Below are 19,256 nucleotides of genomic sequence, written 5' to 3' on the forward strand. Positions count from 1 at the left end.
GCGTTGCGCTTTCAGCCCAGAAGATTTCGCAACGAGGCCTCGACAGCCGCTGCAGTTGCTATCGGCTTTTCCATTGGGAAGAGGTGCGTACCGTCGAGCAGGGTCATTCGGCCCTTGGTGACTTTCTCGGTCATCGCCATGCCGGCGCGTCTCATCTCGACCGATTGCCGCCCGCCCACGAATGCGACTTTGCATTGGAGCGGATGGCCGCGCAGCAATGTGCTCAGGTTGTGCGGCAGCGTGTCGTAGATGGCCGTCTCGACATCGCGGTCGAAGCTCAGAGTGCGTGCGGCATCAATTTCGGCCGCGGCTTCGAGCGTGCCGTGATCGATGTAGTCGTGCAGTACCCGTTCGTCCCACTTTGCGAACATCTTCTTGCTTTTGAAGTGCTTGAACACGGCGTCGCGATCTTGCCAGCTGTTCTTGCGCTTGCGGCTCACGACGCCGGGGGACATGGTCTTGAGAAACGGCGTGCGCTTGACCAGGTTGAGGGTATTGGCGCGCCAACCGCCGATCAAGGGCGAATCGAGTAGCACAACCCCTTTGGCGAGTTCAGGATGACGTGCAGCGCACATCAAGCTCAAAAAGCCGCCGAGCGAATGGCCGACCAGAAACACCGGGCCGCCGAATGCGTCGACCTGGCGTCGCGCGAAGTCAGCGAGTTGTTCGACCAGATGCGGCCAGTTGTCGGTGACCGGATACGCCGGGTCGTGCCCGAACTTTTCGACGGCATCGACCGCGAAGCCGCGGCTGCGCAGGCTGTCGAGCATCACCCGGTAGGTACTTGCCGGAAAGCTGTTGCCGTGCGAGAAAACGACCGATGGCAAGCCCGGCGCCAACGTCGTGTTCAGATCAGCTTTTCTTCAGGCGTCGAGATCTTGCGCAGCGCGCTGTGCCGGGCCGCTGGCATCTTCAGCGGGTGCGCGCTGGCCGCGTCGTCCCACACCGGGTCTTCGATGCTGTCGAACACTTCGCGCAACTTCTGGCCCCAGCTGTTGTGCATCATCCGGTAGTACGGATTTTCGGCATCGATGCAGATCACGCGATCGGTTTCGAGCTTGTTGGCTTCGTAGACGACGAGGTCGAGCGGCAGGCCGACCGACAGGTTCGACTTCATGGTCGAGTCCATCGACACCAGCGCGCACTTGGCGGCTTCGTCCAGCGGTGTTTCGGGTGTGAGAACGCGGTCGAGCACGGGCTTGCCGTACTTCGACTCGCCGACCTGGAAGTAGGGCGTCTCGGTTGTCGCTTCGATGAAGTTGCCGGCGGCGTAGACCAGGAACAGCCGCATGCCTTCGCCGCGCACCTGGCCGCCGAAGATGAACGACACATTGAAGTCGAGGCCAGCGTGCTTGAGCGCTTCGGCATCGCGGTCGTACACATGGCGTACCGCAGAGCCCAACACCCGCGCGGCATCGAACATGCTTTTGGCGTTCCAGATGGTGATGGGCGATCCGGGTTGACCGTCTTCGCCGATCTCGCGCAGCTCCTCGATTTGCAGGATCTCGCGGACCGACTGCGAAATGCTCAGGTTGCCTGCCGACAGCAGCACCATGACGCGATCGCCCGGCTGCTCGTAGACGATCATTTTGCGGAAGGTACTGATGTGATCCACGCCCGCATTGGTGCGGGAGTCGGAGAGAAACACCAGTCCGGCGTTGAGTTTGATGCCTACGCAATAAGTCATGGAGTCTTGCCGCACGAACCGGGCCAGCTCATGCGGCCCCGCGTTCGCGCGTGTTCAATTTTTGAAGTGTGTAGAGCGCATCGAGCGCCTCGCGTGGGCTCATCGCGTCGGGGTCGAGCGCCGCCAGCGCGGATTCTACGGCGCTCACCTCGGGCGCAGCGGTGGCTGGCGGCGCCGCGAACAGGTCGACTTGTGCCCGGCTTTGCGTCTGTTGCGCCTCCAGCGCATCGAGCGCCTGACGGGCATGGTTGACGACGGCGGCCGGCATGCCCGCCAGCCGTGCGACCTGGATGCCGTAGCTCTTGCTGGCCGGGCCGGGTTGCATCTCGTGCAAAAAGACGATGTCGCGGCCCCCGTTCTTCGTGCTCTCGGTGGCGCTCACATGCATGTTGACCGCGGCATGGTGCGTCGCCGGAAACTCGGTGAGCTCGAAGTAATGCGTGGCGAAGAGCGTGAAGGCCCGCGTGCGGTCGTGCAATTGCGCTGCGATACCGGCAGCCAGCGCGAGGCCGTCGAAGGTGCTCGTGCCACGGCCGATTTCGTCCATCAGCACCAGCGATTGCGCGCTGGCGCTGTGCAGGATTTGCGCGGCTTCCGTCATCTCCAGCATGAAAGTCGACTGCGCGTTGGCCAGGTCGTCGGCGGCGCCGATGCGCGTGTGGATCGCATCGACCGGCCCGACCCGACAAGCCGCGGCCGGGACGTGCGAGCCGATCGAAGCGAGCAACACGATGATCGCGACCTGCCGCATGTAGGTCGACTTGCCGCCCATGTTCGGCCCCGTGATGACCTGCATGCGCTGCTGCGGCCCGAGCTGCGTATCGTTGGCGATGAAGGCACCCGACGACTTCTCGGCCAGCCGAGCCTCCACCACAGGATGCCGGCCCTTTTCGATCTCGATGCACGGATGCGATACGAAACTCGGTGCGCGCCAGTGCAGGCTGTACGAGCGCTCGGCCAGCGCGCACAGTGCGTCTAGCGTCGCGATGGCAGTGGCGAGACGTGTCAAAGGTGCGATCGATGGCTGCAGCGCATCGAGCAGCTGTTCGTACAGGTGCTTCTCGCGCGCCAGGGAACGATCTTGTGCCGACAGCGCCTTGTCTTCGAAGGCCTTGAGTTCGGGCGTAATGAATCGCTCGGCGTTCTTCAGCGTCTGGCGGCGACGGTAGTCGTCGGGCACCTTGCCGAGCGCGCTTTGCGTCACCTCGATGTAGAAGCCGTGCACACGGTTGAATTGCACGCGCAAGTTGGTGATACCGGTGCGCTCTCGTTCGCGCACTTCGAGTTGCAGCAAAAAATCGTCGCAGTTCTCGCTGATGGCACGCAGCTCGTCGAGCTCGGCATCGTGGCCGGTGGCGATGATGCCGCCATCGCGCACCAGCGCCGACGGGTCGGGCTTGATGGCTTGCACCAGCAGATCGACGCAGCCTTCGGGAGGCTTGCAATGCTCCGAGATCTGATTGAGCAGAACTGCAACGCCCGGCAACGATGGCGCCAGTTGCTCCGTCTTCGACAGCGCAAGACGCAGCGCGACCAACTCGCGAGGGCGCACCTGGCGCAGCGCGATGCGGGCAGCGATGCGCTCGATATCGCTGATGTTCTTCAGTTGCTCCCGCAACGTGCGCCATGGTGCAGCAGTGCTGCCGGGTGCATTCGTCTGCAGCGCGGCGATGGCTTCGAGGCGCGACTGCGCCTCATCGCGGTCGCGGCGCGGCGACAGCAGCCATCGCTTCAGCAGGCGGCTTCCCATGCCGGTCATGCAGGTGTCGAGCAACGAGAACAGCGTCGGCGAGTCTTCCCCGCGCAAGGTCTGCACGAGTTCGAGATTGCGGCGCGTCGTGGGCGGCAGCTCGATCAATTCGCCATCGCGCTCGACCGAGAGGCGCTGCACATGCGGCAGCGCGCGGCCTTGCGTATGTTCCGCATAACCGAGCAGCGCGGCCGCGGCAGCATGCGCGTTGGGGAGACCTTCGGCGTTCCACGCAGCGAGGCTGTTGCTGCCCATCTGCTGGCTGAGCTTGCGCTCGCCGAGTCCGCCATCGAACTGCCAGGCAGGCCGGATGGAGAGCGTGAATGGCGTGGCCGTGCGAGCGGCTTTGAGGCGCTGCTCAAAGGTCGTCGTCACTTCGGCGCTGTAGATCAACTCGCTCGGTGCGATGCGCGCGATCCAGCTTTCGAGCGCGTCGGCCGCGCACTCCGCAAGACGCAACTCCGCGCCCGTCACGCTGAGCCAGGCCAGCCCGCACACATTGCGCGTGCCGGCGTGCACCGCGAGCAGCATCGACTCGCTCTTGTCGTTTAGCAATTCGGCATCGGTCAACGTGCCGGGGGTGACCACCCGCATCACCTTGCGCTCGACCGGCCCCTTGGTCGCACCGACCTCGCCGATCTGCTCGCAGATCGCTACCGATTCGCCCAGCCTAATGAGCCGCGCCAGGTAGGTATCGACCGCGTGGAACGGCACACCCGCCATGACCACCGGCGCACCGGCCGAGTTGCCGCGCTGCGTCAGCGTGATGTCGAGCAGGCGCACGGCCTTCTCTGCGTCTGCGTAGAAAAGCTCGTAAAAATCGCCCATCCGGTAAAAGAGAAGCGTCTCCGGGAAGTCCGATTTGAGGCGCAGATATTGCGCCATCATGGGTGTGTGAGCTGAGTAGTCTGCAGGGGTCGCGGCAGGGGTCGGGGCAGGGGATGAAGCGGGCATGGAGCGAGGATTGGATCATGTCTTTAGCCCAATTTTTTGCCTCCCGACGCTGGATGCGGTACTCACCATCGGCGATGCACTCAATGCACCTGGCGAACGTCGAAGAGATCGGGGTGTGAGCAGCGTCGCCGTTGTCGTCGGCTCAGCCCTGTCCGCGGCGACGCCGTGCGACGCGCACCGCGTCGACCCACGTGTCGACATCGAAGCGCTGGCCGGTTTCGGCGATGCGCGCACCGACGATATTGCGCAGGGGAATGCGCCGCGTGTCGCCGGGATGGTCGCAATAGCCGACGACGAGACGCTTATGAATATCCAGATGCTCGACCTGCAGCTCGGCACTGACCTTCCTGGACAGCGCGTCTAGATAACGGATGCGGATGAGCGGCTGCTCATCGACCATTTCTTCGAATTCGCCTTCGTTGGCTGCCAGCGGCTGTGGCGCACTCGCGGGGCCGAGTTCTCCCATGCCGGTGGAGCCTGTAGGCCCGCCTCGCACGGTCGGCAAGCCACCTGGAACATAGCCGGAGCGCACCCGCGCTGCGGCGATAAGGTATTGAGAACGGCGACGGGCCGCGACGCGATTCCAGACGAAGCCGACCAACCCGAGAACCACCAGACCGCCCACGATCACCGCCGCAACGAATTGCCATTTTTCGAGATCGGATCCCATGCGGTTCCCTTTCTGCAATTGCGAAAGGCGCGACGGCGCCGATTCGCTGTTGTTCCTCTTCTGTTGCCCGCTCCCACGGGTTTTATCCTAGTTCTTTGGTATTCAATTGCCAATCGCCGAACGGCCTATTGCAGACGGTTTGCGAACTTGTTTTAGTAGCGATCCGCTGGACTTTTACTCTTCGTGGGTGTCGTGCGTTGCCGCGGCGCCCTTGCGCCAATAGCCTGACGCACGCGTCCATTTCGGATTGGCGCCACGCTCGCCGACAAGGAGCGCACGCAAGGCTTTGGCTGCAGAAGATTCGCATGCCACCCACGCATGAAAGTCGCCTGCCGGAAACGTAAGGCCGCGCAGCGTGTCGAGCAGCAAAGTCGACGTGCCCGGCGCGGCGCCGTTGCGATGCACCCATTGGACCGTCAGCTCGGCATGCGTCTCGAAAGCGATCTGATCGTCCGGCCCGTCGACTTCCGCCAGCACGATCGCGCGGGCGTTGCGTGGCAACTCGGCAAGGCGCCGTGCGATCGCCGGCAATGCGGTGTCGTCGCCGATCAGCAAATGCCAGTCGAAATCGGTCGGAACGATGAAAGAGCCACGTGGTCCACCGACGCCGAGCACATCGCCCGGCTTGGCGCGCTCGGCCCACTGCGTCGCGGGGCCGGCGTCGTGCAGTGCGAAGTCGAATTCAAGCGTGCCGGCGACGGCGTCGAAGCGCCCCGGCGTGTAGTCGCGCATCGTCGGCTTGCGGCCTTCGGGCCAGATCGGACCGTCGGGGCCAGCGGTCGGCAAAGTCAACTCGCCGGTCGCCGCATCGGGAAAGAAGAGCTTCGCGTGGTCATCGAAGCCTGGACTGGTGAAGCCCGCGAGCGACTCGCCGTCGACGGTGATGCGTATCAGGTGCGGGGTGACGCGCTGCAAGCTGCGCACTTCGACCTTTCGGAATCGAAGCGCGTGGCGCACGCGGCGCGGCAGTCGATCAGGCGCGCTTTTCGGCAAGGCGTCTGCGATCGAAGCGGTTGTCGTGTCGCTCATCAAATGCGCTCCAGTTGTTGCGCTGCGCTGTCGAGCACGGCAGCGAAGGCATGGGCCTGCGCGTCGGTCATCGGTTCGCGCGACGACAGGCGCATGCGCATCGCCAGCTTCAGGTTCTCGAGGGCGCGAACGACTTGCGGCGGACGGCCGCCGCGTGGCCCCGCACCGTCGACTCCGCCGTTCATGCGCGCCATCATCGCGTCGGCTGTATCGCGATTGGCGGCCAGGAACTCGGTGCCTGCTGCAGTAATGCTGTAGCGCTTGCGGCCGCCTTCATCGGCAGCATTGACGCTGACGTAGCCCAGCTCTTCGAGCAGCGTCAGGGTCGGGTAGACGATGCCGGGGCTCGGGCTGTAACTGCCGCCCAGGCGTTCTTCGATCTCCTTGATCAGCTCGTAGCCGTGGCTCGGCTTGTCGGCGATGAGTTGCAGCAGCACGAAGCGCAGGCCGCCATGGCCGAAGACTCGGCCACTACCGCCTCGGCCACCACCACCGCCCATGCCTCGCGGGCCGTCGCCATGGTCGTGTCGATGGCCGGGGCCGCCGCGTCCGCCGTCGGAACCGTCACCGTGTTCGGCGCGGCGTGTGCATTGCTCGAATGATCTGAAATGTCGCATGTCGATCTCTCTTGTATGTATCTAAAACATAAAAGATATATCTAAATGGAGAACGAGTCAAGTCAGGCGGGAGTTTGCGCATCGAAGAATTGCCCCCGTGCTGGAGGTTGTGAGGGCGCCGGGCGCCGGGTGCCGGGCGCTGACGCGCAAGCGTGCCGCTCAGCGGTGCGGCAGCGGCTGCATGAGGTTGGCTGGATTGGCCGTGCCCATCGCTGCCACGGTCGGCGCGGGTGCCGCCGGGCCTTGTGCGCCCGCTGAAGCGGACGGCCCACCCATGTCCTGCATGCGCAGCTTGGGAAGAGATTCCGGATACTCGCGCTGCACGAAGTCGATGAGCCCTTCGCGGATGCGGCAGCGCAGGTCGAACGCCAGCGGCGCGGTGGCCGCAGTGGCAAGGATGCGCAACTGCATCGTGCGCTCGGTGGCGTCGGTCACCTGCAGCACGAACACGCGACCATCCCACTCCGGCGCCGCTCGCACGATGCGCTCCATCTCCGCGCGCAGCGGCGCCAGCGGCATCGTGTAGTCGACGTAGATGAAGGTCGAACCCAGCAACTGCGCGCTCTGTCGCGTCCAGTTCTGGAACGGCTTTTCGATGAAGTAGCTGAGCGGCAGGATCAAACGGCGTTCGTCCCACAGCTTCATCACGACGAAGGTTCCCGTGATCTCCTCGACCTTGCCCCATTCACCCTCGGCAATGAGCACATCGTCGATGCGTATCGGCTGCGCCAAGGCGATCTGCAGGCCGGCGATCAGGTTGCTCAGCACCGGTTTGGCAGCAAGACCGGCCACGATGCCGATGACGCCGGCAGAGGCGAGCAGGCTGGCACCGACCTGCCGCGCGCCCGGAAACGTCATGAGGATGAGCGCCGCCCCGGCCACCAGAACCATCGTGCTGGCGGTGCGCGCCAGCACCCTGGCCTGCGTGTGGATGCGGCGTGCCTGCAGGTTGTCGTCGACGTCTTGCGGATGCTTGGCGAGCAGGCCTTCGGTGAAGCCGTTGATGCACCGCACCGCCAGCCAGGTGCATGACGCGATGAGCAGCAATCCGTTGAGGTGCCGCACGCTGTCGATGTAGCGAAGGTCGTCGGCCGCGGCCTGCCACACCATCTGTAGCGCCACGAGCGGCAGAACCCACCGCGCCGCCGTGCGCGCCTTCGAGATCATCGAATGCAGAACGACTGCATGACGCGTCAGGCGCAGCAACAGCATGCCGCCCACGCGGTAGACGAGCAGGCCCGACGCGCTGGCGATCAGCGCCGCGATCCACGTTCCGAACCACGGGTGGCCAAGCAATGCATGCAACTCCATCAAGCTTCCTTCGGCAACAGTCCAGCCATCGTTTCGGCCTCCGCTTCGGCCTGCAAGATGCGCGCCGCGTCATCGTGCAGCTGAAGTGCCAGGCCGCTCGCGAGGTCGAGTCGGCGCAGCAGCCAGGGACTGATGTCGTTGTCGAAAGGGTCGGGCAGCGGGACCGGGCCAACCACCCGTGTGCGCGGTGCAGATGTCGTCTCTGCGGGTGCCTCGCCAGCCTGTGCGGCCTCCACCGCCTTGGCAGCTTTGGCAGACGCGTCGGCCGGGTTGCCGATCGCCGACTGGATCTGCTCGGCCGCACGCGCCAACGGCGCCTCGATTTCAGCGGGCGTCAGCCGGTCGCGCCGCAACACCAGCATCGACTTGACGGCGCTGAGCTGGGCCAGCAACTGGTAGCTGTGGGCCTGCAGGCGCTCTAGCGGCTCGATGGGCGGCCGCACGGCGCGTGGTTCGGACAGCGATCGCTGCGTGGCCTGCACCAGCGCGGAGAGGCTGTCGAAAGCCTCCTTGCGCGCCAGTCGCCATTCGAGCTCGGGGCTGGTGTCGACGGCCAGCAGTTGCCCGAGGCCGAGCGCGAGTCGGGCATGGCGCGCTTGCGCCAGCAGCGTGCGCGCCACCAGAGCGGGGATTTGGCTGCGCTCCCACGACGGCAGGACGTAGCAGAAGCCCCACGCCACGGCCGCACCGATCAAGGTGTCGGCAATGCGTTCGACGAGCGCGAAGGTCGGGGCGGCACCGGCGTACAGCTGGTGTGCCTGCACCAGACCGAGCACGGTGGCTGCGACGGCCGTGATCAGGTATCGCCGTACCGCGAAGCCGTGCGCCACAGCCTGCGCGCAGGTCACCGAAAGCAGCAGCACCAACGCTGACGGATGGGTGGACAACAAGCCGACAGCGAGCACGCATCCCAGCATCGTTCCGGCCACGCGCGCATTGCGCCGCTCCAGCGTTTGCGAGAGGCTGCCGCGCAGCACGACGACGATGGTCAGCAAGATCCAGTAGTCGTGCGAGCCCCACGGCAGCAACACCGCGATGCTGTATCCGGCGGCAATCGCCAGGGCCGCGCGGATGGCGTGGCGCAGCGGCGGTGCGTCCCAGTTGAAGAGCGTGAGGAAAGGGCGCCACGACCACGCCGTCGGGCTCACGAACATCTGCCAGTTGGCGCGCACCACGGCGAGGTCCGGCTCGCGCTCGCCGCGAGCCAGTGCGGTGAGTCGCACCACCTCGTCGTTGAGGTGGCCGATGCGGCTCGCCAGTCCGCGCGCCAACACGGCCGTGTTGGGTGCGGCCAGGCCGTCGGGCCGGCCCGTGTAGGTTGGAATGGCGATGGCCGAAAGGGTGGGCCGGCGGTCTTGTCCCGCTTGGGGTTTGCGGCCGAGCAGCAGTGAATCTGCCAAATGCGTGACGTCGTTCGCAATCAATTCGAGCACCGCGCGCATCTCGCCGAGCGAGCCTGCGTGGTCGGAGTGCGTGCGCAATACGTCGAGGTCGAGCTCGCTGGCCAAGAGGTGGTCGCGCATCTCCAGCACCATCACCAGCATGCCGGCGAGCCGTTGCCGGCGTGGCGTGCGCGGCGATTCGAGCACGATGTCCCGCGCCGCCTGGATCTGATCGGCGAGTGCGGCCTGCTGCGTCAGTAACTGGCCGAGCATCGGCGCCGGCGAATCGCGCACGTCGTCGGTTTCGTCTTTGGCACTGAACTGGCGCGCCTCGGTGCGCATCAGGTTCGCCAGCGCCAACAGCACGTCGGCGATCAGTTGCACACGGTAGCGCGCGTTCAGCGCCAGGTTGACGAGGGTGGCGTAGACGACGTAGAGCCCCGCGCCCATGCCGAAATGCAGCGTGCGTTCGAGTGCCTCGTGCAGATCGGTCGGCGGCGGCGTGGCCATCGAAAAAATCATCGCCAGCATGATCGCGATGGCAATCGGAATGCCGCGCTTGCCCCATGCCATGAGCGTGAAAGACAGGAAAGTGGCGGGGACCAGCACCAGCCCGAGCTGCAGCGGCGCGGTGTGCAACCACTGGACCACGAAGAAAAGCGGCAAGCTGATCAGCGGCGCCGGCAGCATCTGGAAAAACTTGCCGCGGCGTGGCGCAGCGAGGTCGGGCGGCGAAGCGACGATGACACCCACCGACGCCGCAGCGCCGGCGACGGTGCCCAGCCAGAGATGCAGGCCGCCTGAAATCAGCAGCAGCCCGAAGGCTACCGACAGCCCGTTGGCGACGTAATGGCTCAGGGCGATGCGCAACGCGGCGCGGGTTCGGCGCGCGGCGGCCCCGGCCGAGCTCAGCGTCTGCATCACTTGCCCGTGGAATCGGCCGGGTCGTTAAAAGGCGCTGCTGCGACGTCGCGCTTGATGCGTGTGAGCTTGCGCGGAGCAGGCGCGACAACTGCGGGCTCGACCGAGACGCCATCGCTGCCGGAGCTTTCGAAATCAGCGACGGTAGAGCGTGCGTACAAGTCGACCGATTCGTCCACATCCGGGTTGGCTGCAGCCGACACCGCGCGCACGCGGTCGCTGGCGCGCATCTTGTCGTCCACGCCTGCGAACTTCGAATACTTGGAGAGCAACGGCACGAGTTGACCGTAGATGCGGGGCGCAGCGGCCAGGCATTCGCGCTGATCGAGAAATTCAGGCTCGCCGGTGAGATTGCCGACCAGGCCGCCGGCCTCGGTGACCAGCAAAGAGCCGGCAGCGACATCCCAGGGGCTGAGGCCTGTTTCGAAGAACCCGTCGGTAAAGCCGGCGGCGACATAGGCGAGGTCGAGCGCTGCAGCGCCGGGGCGGCGCAAGCCGGCCGTGCGCGGCATCAGGTCAGCCATGATCGCGAGGTACTGCTTGAAGTTGTCTCCGGTGCGAAACGGAAAGCCGGTGGAAAGCAGGCATTCGTTGAGCCGCGTGCGCTTGGAAACGCGCAGGCGGCGGTCGTTCATGTAGGCGCCGCGACCCTTGGTGGCGGTAAACAGATCGTTTCGGCTCGGGTCATAGATGCAGGCCTGCTCGACCTTGCCGCGCACTGCCAGCGCGATCGACACGCAGTACACGGGGAAACCGTGGATGAAGTTGGTGGTGCCGTCCAGCGGGTCGATGATCCAGACGAATTCCGAGTCTTTGGCGCCGTATTCGGAGCCCGATTCTTCGGCCAGTATGCCGTGCCCCGGGTAGGCGGCGAGCAGTGTCTCGATGATCACTTTTTCGCTTGCATGATCGACTTCGGTGACGAAGTCGTTGACCTGCTTTTGCGAAATGCGCACGGCCTCCACATCGAGCGCCGCGCGGTTGATGATGGCGCCAGCGGCGCGTGCGGCCTTGACGGCCACGTTGAGCATGGGATGCAGGTTGGGGGACGACATTGGATTGTGAGAAGAACGGCGACACCGCGCGATGCGGCTCCGCAGGATGCAGCCCGGCGATGCGGGCAGCGAGAATCGGAGCATTTTACCCGGCCGCGGTCGGCCCGTTACCCCTCGTTTTTCGTCCTCCCATGCGCACCCGCTTCATCCTGATCCAGACCAGCCATGCCGGCAATGTGGGCGCTGCCGCTCGCGCCATGAAGACCATGGGCTTTACCGACCTCGTGCTTGTCGCTCCACGCTGGCCCAACGTGCTGCGGCGCGAAGAGACGATTCAACGCGCCAGCGGCGCGCTCGACGTGCTGGACAACGCGCGCATCGTGGAAACGCTCGACGAAGCGCTAGACGGCGTGACGCATTTGTGTGCGACTGCGATGGTGCCGCGTGATTTCGGACCGCCGACGCGCACGCCGCGCGAGCATCTCGGGGTGCTCGATACATCTGCAGTCGACGGTTGCGTGGCCTTCTTGTTCGGTTCCGAACGCTTCGGTATGCGCAACGAAGACGTGTATCGCTGCAACGTTGCGCTCAGCATTCCGACCGACCCGAACTTCGGCTCGCTCAACCTCGGCGCTGCGATCCAGGTGATTGCGTACGAGTGGCGATTGGCGCTGGGTGGCTACGAAGTGAAAGACGCCGTGGTGTCATCGCCGGCGGCAGATGCACAGGCCGTCGCCGGCATGCTGGACCACTGGGAACGTTCGCTGGTCGACATCGGATTTCTCGATCCTGCGGCGCCGAAGAAGCTGATGCCGCGGTTGCAGCAGCTTTTCAACCGGGCGCAGCCGACACCCGAAGAGATTCACATCCTGCGCGGTATCGCCAAGGCGATGGTCGAGGGCAAGCGCTGATCAGGCGCGTGTCCGGATCGCCGTTTTGGGTCGGAACGCCTTGCACACCGCGTCGTCGGTTTCCAGATACGGTCCGCCGATGAGGTCGATGCAATAGGGCACCGCCGCGAAGATGCCGGGAACGGCCTGCGAACCATTGGCATTTTTCAAGCCTTCGAGCGTCTCGGCGATGGCTTTGGGCTGGCCGGGCAAATTCAGGATCAGGCTCCTGTCGCGAATCACCGCGACCTGGCGCGACAGGATGGCAGTGGGCACGAAGCGCAGGCTGATCTGCCGCATCTGCTCGCCGAAGCCTGGCATTTCCTTGTGCGCCACGGCAAGCGTCGCATCAGGCGTGACGTCGCGCAGGGCAGGGCCGGTGCCACCGGTGGTCAGCACCAGCGTGCAGCCGGCGTCGACGAGTTCGATCAGCGTGGCGCTGATCCGCTCGGCTTCATCGGGAATCAGGCGCGGCTCGAAGGCGATCGGGTTTTTGAGCGCACGCGTCAGCCACTCCTCGAGTGCCGGCAAGCCTTTGTCTTCGTAGACGCCGGTCGATGCGCGATCGCTCACGGAGACGATGCCGATGCGCACCGGCTCGGGCGTCGGCGGCAGCGCTGCGCTCATGCGTCGTCCTCGAGCTCCTGTGCGGCAGCCGCAGCGGCATGGTCGCCACTGCCATGCACCGCCAATTGCTGGCGCACCAGCTGGAACACGTCGCGATAGGCCTTGCTCTGGCGCGGCGCCACGCCTGCGGGGCCGACCTTCATGTCCTTGCGGGCTTGCCTCACGAGCGCGCGCAGTTGCTGCGCATCGGTGCCGGCGTGCGTCTCGATCCAGCCGCCGAGCGCGTCGTCGTCGGCGATCAGGCGATCACGCCAACGCTCGGCTTCGTGCAGCGCGGCGGTTTCAGCGGCGGGCGTGCTGTTTTGTTCGGTCAATGCATTGCGTACGGCGTCGAGAGTGGGCTCGTCGAGCTTGCGCATCAGCTTGCCGATGAACTGCATCTGCCGGCGCTTGCCCTCGAAGTTGGTGATGCGCTTGGCTTCCAGCACGGCGTCCGACAGCTTTTCGCCGAGGGGCAATGCTTCGAACAGGCTGGCGCGCAGCGTGAGCAAATCTTCGCCGAGCTTTTGCAGCTCGGTGCTTTCGCGCTTGAGGTCGGTTCGGCTCGCTTCGTCGGTGCCTTTGAGCTCACGTTTGAGCTCCAGATCGAGCTCGCTGCCTTCAGCAACGAACTCGCCACGGACGTAGTAGCCTTTTTTGGGTTTGCGGGACATGGGTTAAATCTTTGACCGCACCATCGGAAACAGGGGGCAGAAGTATCATAGCCAACACATGAAGACATCCCGCTTGCAACCGGCCTCGCGCCCCGACTCCGGCTTCGCCTACACCCGCCCTTTCTTTGAAAACCTGGTCGACACGGCTTTGGCGCATGCCAAAAAGCTCGGCGCGACAGACGCCGGTGCCGAGGCGTCCGAAGGTTGCGGCTTGAGCGTCTCGGTGCGCAAGGGCGAGCTCGAAAACGTCGAGCGCAACCGCGACAAGTCGCTGGGCATCACGGTCTACGTCGGGCACCGGCGCGGCAATGCGAGCACGTCCGACTTCTCCGAAGCGGCTATTGCGCGGACGGTGCAGGCGGCTTACGACATCGCCAGCTTTACTGCCGAAGACCCGGTGAGCGGACTGCCGGACGAAGACGACATCGTCAAGGAGCAGCCGGAACTCGACCTGTTCTTTCCGTGGGCTGTCACCAGCGAAGAGGCGGCCAAGCTGGCACTCGAATGCGAAGAAGCCGCGCTCTCGACCGACAAGCGCATCACCAACAGTGAGGGCGCCGGCGTTTCGGCCCAACAGAGTCATTTTTTCAGCGCGCATACGCATGGCTTCAGAGGTGGTTACGCCAGCTCGCGGCATTCGATTTCGGTGGCGCCGATCGCCGGCAAGGGCAACGACATGCAGCGCGATTCGTGGTACAGCTCGATGCGCTCCGCCGACGAACTCGCGAGCCCGCAATTGGTCGGCCGCTATGCCGCCGAACGTGCGCTGAGCCGCCTCAAGTCGCGCAAGATCAAGACGACGCAATGCGCTGTGCTGTTCGAGTCGCCATTGGCCGCGGGCCTGCTCGGCGGGCTGGTGCAGGCCACCAGTGGCGGCGCGTTGTATCGCAAGAGCACCTTTTTGCTCGATTCGCTCGGCAAGCCGGTGCTGCCTAAGCACATGGACCTGGTCGAAGACCCTCACTTGAAGCGTGGCAAGGGAAGCTCGCCGTTCGACGACGAAGGCGTGACGACCAAAGCGCGCAAAGTGGTCGATGCGGGTCGGCTCGAAGGCTACTTCTTGTCGACCTACTCGGCTCGCAAACTGGGCATGAAGACCACCGGCAACGCGGGCGGCTCGCACAACCTGACATTGACTTCGCGCTTGACCAAGCCGGGCGACGACCTCGACGAGATGCTGCGCAAGCTCGGCACCGGGCTCTTCGTTATCGAGCTGATGGGCCAAGGAGTCAACTACGTGACGGGCGACTACTCGCGCGGTGCCAGCGGCTTCTGGGTCGAGAAGGGCAAGATCGCTTTCCCGGTGGAAGAGATCACGATCGCCGGCAACCTGAAAGACATGTTGATGGGCATTCAGGCGGTGGGTGCCGATGCCTACAACTACGGCGCCAAGACTACCGGCTCGATCCTTGTCAACAAGATGAAGGTGGCGGGGAGCTAAAGGCAAGTGCTTGGCGCTCCGGCAGCGGTTCGACTTGTCGCATCAAATAAAGATGCCAGCGCTGCTGGTGTTCGTGCGCATCCACAAGGCATGCGCAGGCCTTGTGGATGACCGTCATGCTGCGCCGGAAAGGGCGGCCTTGACCGCAGCGGACACCTGACCCATGTCAGCCCTGCCGGCAAGCCGCGTCTTGACGGTGCCCATCACCTTGCCCATGTCGCCGGGCCCCGAGGCACCGAGTTCGACGACGATGGCCTTGACCTCGGCCGCGACTTCTTCGGCGCTCATTCGCTTCGGCAAGTAGGTCTCGAGCACCTTGATCTCGGAGGCTTCCTTGTCGGCCAGATCCTGCCGCCCACCTTCAGTGAAAGCGGTGACCGAATCCTTGCGCTGCTTGACCAGCTTGTCGACGATGGCAATCACCATGACGTCGTCGAGTTCGATGCGCTCGTCGACTTCTTTTTGCTTCAAAGCGGCGAGCAGCAGGCGGATGGTGCCCAGGCGCTCGGCGTCTTTTGCGCGCATGGCGGTCTTCATGTCTTCGGTGATTTGTTCTTTAAGGCTCATGGTCATCTCCTGGCGAAGGTCGTTGAAAGGTGTTTAAAGGCCTCGAAAAGGCCGTCGGAAAAGACAAAAGCCGCGGCAGGTTTCCCTGGCGCGGCTTGGTTTCGCTGGCGAGCGGCCAGCGAATGCAGTGCTTAGAACAGCTTCTTGGGAAGCTGCATGCTGCGAACGCGCTTGTAGTGGCGCTTGACGGCTGCAGCCTTCTTGCGCTTGCGCTCTGCGGTCGGCTTTTCGTAGAACTCGCGGGCACGCAGGTCGGTCAGCAGGCCGAGCTTTTCGATGGTGCGCTTGAAGCGGCGCAGTGCGACGTCGAAGGGCTCGTTTTCTTTAACGCGGATAGTGGTCATTTAAAAGGTTTGTTGAATTTGGCTCAGGGAAGATCAGGCCCCGGGCCGGGTTCCTCAACTCGAAAATCTTTGTGGCCGTTGAGGGGAGGCCGAAAGTTAGCCCGCAATTATAGCGTGAGCTTTGCCCGGCGGCCATGCTGCAAAATTCCTAGATGAAGCTTCGACCAAAACTCCCCAGGATTGCCCGGGGAGGGCGCGTCAAATCGGTTGCGGAGATGGTCGTCATCGCGCTGCTCGCGCCTTTACTGGCCTATCTGGCGATTCATCACGGCAACTTTGCGACAGTCGACGCCATCGTCTACGACCAGGCACTCAAGGCGCGTCCAATTACACCCGGTGGTGATGTCGTCATCGTCGCCATCGATGATGCGAGCCTGGCCACGCTGGGTCGCTGGCCCTGGTCGCGCGCTGTGCATGCGTCGTTTCTGGAAAAGATTGCCGCCGGTAGCCCGCAGGCCGTACTGATGGATGTCTTTATGACTGAGCCATCCGTCGACCCGGCCGACGATGTCGCGCTGGTCGGCGCCATGCGCAAAGTGCCGGTATACCTGCCCCTGCTCTTCAGCTTGGGCTACGACGCAAACGAGGGCGCCGCCCCATCCGCGAGCCCAATGTTCGCAAGGCCGATTGCCGCGCTCGCGGAAGCATCCGCGGGTCTGGGTCACGTCGACGTCGGTGCCGACACCGACGGCTTGGTCAGGCGGCTCTTTCTGCTGGAGGGACCCGCTGCGGGAGTGCAGCCTTATCTCGTAGGCTTGTTGCCGGGGGTGCCCAAAACCGACGGTACATCGCTGTCGGCGCTGGACCCCAAAAGCAAGAGCAGCGGCTGGCAGTTGCGTGGCCCCTTGATGCTCTCATTTGCCGGTGCTGCCGGCAGTTATCGGACACTCTCGTACATCGACGTGGTCAACGGCAAAGTCCCTCAAGACTTCTGGCGCGGCAAGACGGTGTTCGTGGGCGCGTCGGCCGCAGGGTTAGGCGACCAGATGCCTGTGCCGAACGCAGGTGCTGCCGGTGCAATGCCCGGCGTGGAAATCCACGCCAATGCTTTCGACACGCTCAGACAGGACGCAAGTCCGTTGTTGCTCGACGACGCGCCGGCACCGTGGCGATGGGCTTGGATTTCGTTGCCCTGCTGGGCGCTTCTTGCGTGTCTCGCGCGATCGCGGCACAGCACGTTGCTGCTGCTGGGCAGTGCCGGTGCCGTCGTCATCTTGTGTGTGAGTGCGTTTGCCGCAGGCCGTCTGTGGCTTCCGCCGGTGGCGCCGCTTCTGGCGTTGTTCACCGCCTACCTGCTCTGGACATGGCGTGAATCGGCGCGGCTCTGGCGCTACTTCGAGCAGCGGCTCCGGCAGGTCGATCGCGCATCGGCGCTGTCGCTTGAATTGATTGCAGTAGGCGATATCCGCAGCGCTGAAGCGCCGACCGCGTTGCTGCGGCGCGCAGAGGCGCTGGACAACATCATGGTGCGCTTGCGTACGCTCGAAGGGCTGCTGCGAAACACCGTCGCCCGTCTGGACGTCGCCGTGCTCGTGTGCCGCGTCGATGGCGACATCGTCCTTGCCAACCATGCTGCGAGGTCGCTGTTGGGTCTGGGCACCAATGCGTTGGGCTCCGACGCCGCGCTCGTGGGACGAAAGCTGCTGTCTGTCATCGCCGGGCATTCAGTGCCGCTGGGCGGCGGCTGGATGACACGCCCGGACATGACGCAGCCGACGGAGACGCTCAGCGGTGCCGTGATGATGACGCCTGCTGGCAGGGTGTTCCGGCTCGACATCGTGACGGTCGACATCGCGCAACCGAGCGGCGCAGAGGGCTGGTTGGCGGTGCTGCACGAGTTGACCGAAGAGTATCGCCGTCGCGAACAGCATGACCAGTGGCTCGGCTTTCTGTCGCACGATTTGCGCAGCCCGCAGACCACCATCCTCAGCATGCTCACGCTGGAAGAAGCGCGTCGTGCCATCGACGTTGACCTAGACCCGAGCGCACCCGCGCTGCGCAGCCGAATCCGCGCCGAAGCCGAGCGCACGATTCGACTGGCCGACGACCTCATCGACCTCACCACCGCACAGTCGGGCCGCTATCGGTATGCCCCTGTCGAACTGGGCAACCTGTTGCTCGACGCGATGGATCAGGTCTATGCGCAGGCGCAACTGCGCGGCGTCACGCTGACGGAGCGGTTTCGGGAAGGGCAATGCTTCGTGCTGGCAGACGGGAGCCTGCTGACGCGTGCCGTGGTCAACCTGCTAGGCAACGCCATCCGGCACAGCCGACAGGGCCAGTCGGTCACGATGTGCCTGGAGTTCGACGCCGACAAGCGCGAGGCTGTGTGTACCGTGGTGGACGAGGGCGACGGGATGGACGAAAGCCAACGTCGATCGCTTTTTGCGAACGAAGCACTCGCTTCGCCCAGTGCGGGCGTGCTTCCCGCTGCGCCGGAGATCGTGCGGCGCAGGGGCATCGGCTTGCTGATCGTGCAGGCGGTGATACGGCAGCATCGCGGCTGGTTGGAGGTCGACAGTGCACCGGGCCTCGGCAGCACGTTCTGGTTCGGCCTGCCGATTGCCGATACCGCGGACATTGCCGTCGACGACGACGAGGAAGAAGAAGATGACCATCGAGATGGGCAAGACCAGAAGAGAAAAAAGGTCGACATCGCCTGACCGGCAACGTCGACCTCATCTTCGGACAGTCTCGCTCAGTCCGGTTTTTCTTCTTTCAAGGCGTAGCCCTGACCATACATCGCCGACAGCACGTAGGGGTTGCCAGGCCCGAGCTGCAGTTTCGTGCGGAGGCGGGCAATGTGCGTGTCCAGCGAACGCGAAGCCGTGCTGCTGCCGTCGCCCCAGATCTGCCGATAGAGGTCTTCTCTGCTGACTACCTGGTTCATGTGTTGGAACAGGAACCACGCCAACTTGTAAAGCTTTCCGGGCAGAGGAATGAACTGACAATCCAGCAGCATTCCGCCGAGCGGTTCACGAAAAACATAGCGCCCGAAAACCCGTTGCGGCGCTTCGCCCGATGTGCTCGATATTGCAGCCGGTGTGCGCTCGATCTGCACGGGGGCCCTGCTGACCTTCTTCTCGCGTGCCGCCGGCGCCCACTCGGAAAGCGTGACGTTGTTCAGTTGAACGTCGACTGCCTGTTCGTCGATCGCAGCATTCTCATGCTCCCAGGCGACCAGTCGTGGCACGCGGTCGGCTGGTCGCGTCTGCAGCCATTGAACCAGCGCGGGCACTTCGAGATCGGTGCCCGGGCCTGTCAACAGCACCGAGTCGATCTTCGGCCCGGCGGCCAATGCTTGCTGTAGCAACAACCCGCTCATGAACACCTGGGGTTCACACCCCGGTATGCGGGTGAGCGAGCGCGCGATCAGCCGATTCAGCCCGTTCGGTCCGCCGTAGATCGCATAGCGCAT

At 64.3% G+C, this 19,256-nt stretch carries 17 protein-coding genes; 3 read left to right on the forward strand and 14 right to left on the reverse strand.

Annotation, left to right across the window (positions count from 1 at the left end; genetic code table 11):
* Positions 1-11: 11 nt before the first annotated feature.
* The 9 genes from H7F36_RS13490 to H7F36_RS13530 all read right to left on the reverse strand — a co-directional run bounded on the left by H7F36_RS13490 (position 12) and on the right by H7F36_RS13530 (position 11,376).
* Positions 12-827 (reverse strand): alpha/beta fold hydrolase, encoded by an 816-nt coding sequence (locus H7F36_RS13490; RefSeq protein ID WP_187051302.1) that lies wholly within the window; start codon positions 825-827, stop codon positions 12-14.
* Positions 828-847: 20 nt separating this feature from the next.
* Positions 848-1,687, reverse strand: coding sequence for a proteasome-type protease (locus tag H7F36_RS13495; protein ID WP_187051303.1), 840 nt, complete (start codon positions 1,685-1,687; stop codon positions 848-850).
* Positions 1,688-1,715: 28 nt separating this feature from the next.
* Positions 1,716-4,325 carry a DNA mismatch repair protein MutS gene (mutS, locus tag H7F36_RS13500; protein WP_410003024.1) on the reverse strand — a complete coding sequence of 870 codons (2,610 nt, stop codon included), beginning with the start codon at positions 4,323-4,325 and terminating at the stop codon, positions 1,716-1,718.
* Positions 4,326-4,533: 208 nt separating this feature from the next.
* Positions 4,534-5,061 carry a hypothetical protein gene (locus tag H7F36_RS13505; protein WP_187051305.1) on the reverse strand — a complete coding sequence of 176 codons (528 nt, stop codon included), beginning with the start codon at positions 5,059-5,061 and terminating at the stop codon, positions 4,534-4,536.
* A gap of 174 nt (positions 5,062-5,235) precedes the next feature.
* A complete protein-coding gene (locus H7F36_RS13510; RefSeq protein WP_187051306.1) occupies positions 5,236-6,090 on the reverse strand; it encodes a siderophore-interacting protein in 855 nt (284 codons plus the stop codon).
* Positions 6,090-6,707, reverse strand: coding sequence for a PadR family transcriptional regulator (locus H7F36_RS13515; protein ID WP_187051307.1), 618 nt, complete (start codon positions 6,705-6,707; stop codon positions 6,090-6,092). Before H7F36_RS13515 ends, H7F36_RS13510 begins: the two co-directional genes overlap by 1 nt.
* Before the next feature lie 159 nt (positions 6,708-6,866).
* Positions 6,867-8,018: a mechanosensitive ion channel family protein gene (locus tag H7F36_RS13520; protein WP_187051308.1), complete on the reverse strand. Its 1,152-nt coding sequence runs from the start codon at positions 8,016-8,018 to the stop codon at positions 6,867-6,869.
* On the reverse strand, positions 8,018-10,321 hold the full coding sequence (locus H7F36_RS13525) for an FUSC family protein (RefSeq protein ID WP_187051309.1): 2,304 nt from the start codon (positions 10,319-10,321) through the stop codon (positions 8,018-8,020). The genes H7F36_RS13520 and H7F36_RS13525 overlap by 1 nt, the downstream gene beginning before the upstream one ends.
* On the reverse strand, positions 10,321-11,376 hold the full coding sequence (locus H7F36_RS13530) for an inositol monophosphatase family protein (protein WP_187051310.1): 1,056 nt from the start codon (positions 11,374-11,376) through the stop codon (positions 10,321-10,323). The genes H7F36_RS13525 and H7F36_RS13530 overlap by 1 nt, the downstream gene beginning before the upstream one ends.
* A 131-nt stretch (positions 11,377-11,507) precedes the next feature.
* Between H7F36_RS13530 and H7F36_RS13535 the strand changes: the two genes are divergently transcribed.
* Positions 11,508-12,227, forward strand: coding sequence for an RNA methyltransferase (locus H7F36_RS13535; protein ID WP_187051311.1), 720 nt, complete (start codon positions 11,508-11,510; stop codon positions 12,225-12,227).
* Here the strand turns inward: H7F36_RS13535 and mog are convergent, their stop codons facing one another.
* Together mog and yjgA are read right to left on the reverse strand one after the other, a co-directional pair.
* Entirely contained in the window at positions 12,228-12,833 is a 606-nt protein-coding gene (gene mog, locus H7F36_RS13540; RefSeq protein WP_187051312.1) for a molybdopterin adenylyltransferase, read from the reverse strand.
* Positions 12,830-13,486: a ribosome biogenesis factor YjgA gene (yjgA, locus tag H7F36_RS13545; RefSeq protein WP_187051313.1), complete on the reverse strand. Its 657-nt coding sequence runs from the start codon at positions 13,484-13,486 to the stop codon at positions 12,830-12,832. The genes mog and yjgA overlap by 4 nt, the downstream gene beginning before the upstream one ends.
* A 58-nt stretch (positions 13,487-13,544) precedes the next feature.
* Here yjgA and pmbA point away from each other — a divergent pair, with 58 nt between their 5' ends.
* Positions 13,545-14,927 (forward strand): metalloprotease PmbA, encoded by a 1,383-nt coding sequence (gene pmbA / locus H7F36_RS13550; protein WP_187051314.1) that lies wholly within the window; start codon positions 13,545-13,547, stop codon positions 14,925-14,927.
* Between the two features lie 114 nt (positions 14,928-15,041).
* Here the strand turns inward: pmbA and H7F36_RS13555 are convergent, their stop codons facing one another.
* Together H7F36_RS13555 and rpsU are read right to left on the reverse strand one after the other, a co-directional pair.
* The gene (locus tag H7F36_RS13555) at positions 15,042-15,494 is read right to left on the reverse strand and encodes a GatB/YqeY domain-containing protein (RefSeq protein WP_187051315.1); all 453 of its coding nucleotides are present in this window, start codon (positions 15,492-15,494) and stop codon (positions 15,042-15,044) included.
* Between the two features lie 131 nt (positions 15,495-15,625).
* Positions 15,626-15,838 carry a 30S ribosomal protein S21 gene (rpsU, locus tag H7F36_RS13560; RefSeq protein ID WP_068628364.1) on the reverse strand — a complete coding sequence of 71 codons (213 nt, stop codon included), beginning with the start codon at positions 15,836-15,838 and terminating at the stop codon, positions 15,626-15,628.
* Positions 15,839-16,053: 215 nt separating this feature from the next.
* Here rpsU and H7F36_RS13565 point away from each other — a divergent pair, with 215 nt between their 5' ends.
* The gene (locus tag H7F36_RS13565) at positions 16,054-18,501 is read left to right on the forward strand and encodes a CHASE2 domain-containing protein (RefSeq protein ID WP_187051316.1); all 2,448 of its coding nucleotides are present in this window, start codon (positions 16,054-16,056) and stop codon (positions 18,499-18,501) included.
* A 35-nt stretch (positions 18,502-18,536) separates the two neighbouring features.
* Here the strand turns inward: H7F36_RS13565 and H7F36_RS13570 are convergent, their stop codons facing one another.
* Positions 18,537-19,256, reverse strand: coding sequence for a helix-turn-helix domain-containing protein (locus H7F36_RS13570; RefSeq protein WP_187051317.1), 720 nt, complete (start codon positions 19,254-19,256; stop codon positions 18,537-18,539).

The sequence above is a fragment of the Variovorax sp. PAMC28562 genome (assembly GCF_014303735.1).
Classification (GTDB): domain Bacteria; phylum Pseudomonadota; class Gammaproteobacteria; order Burkholderiales; family Burkholderiaceae_C; genus Variovorax.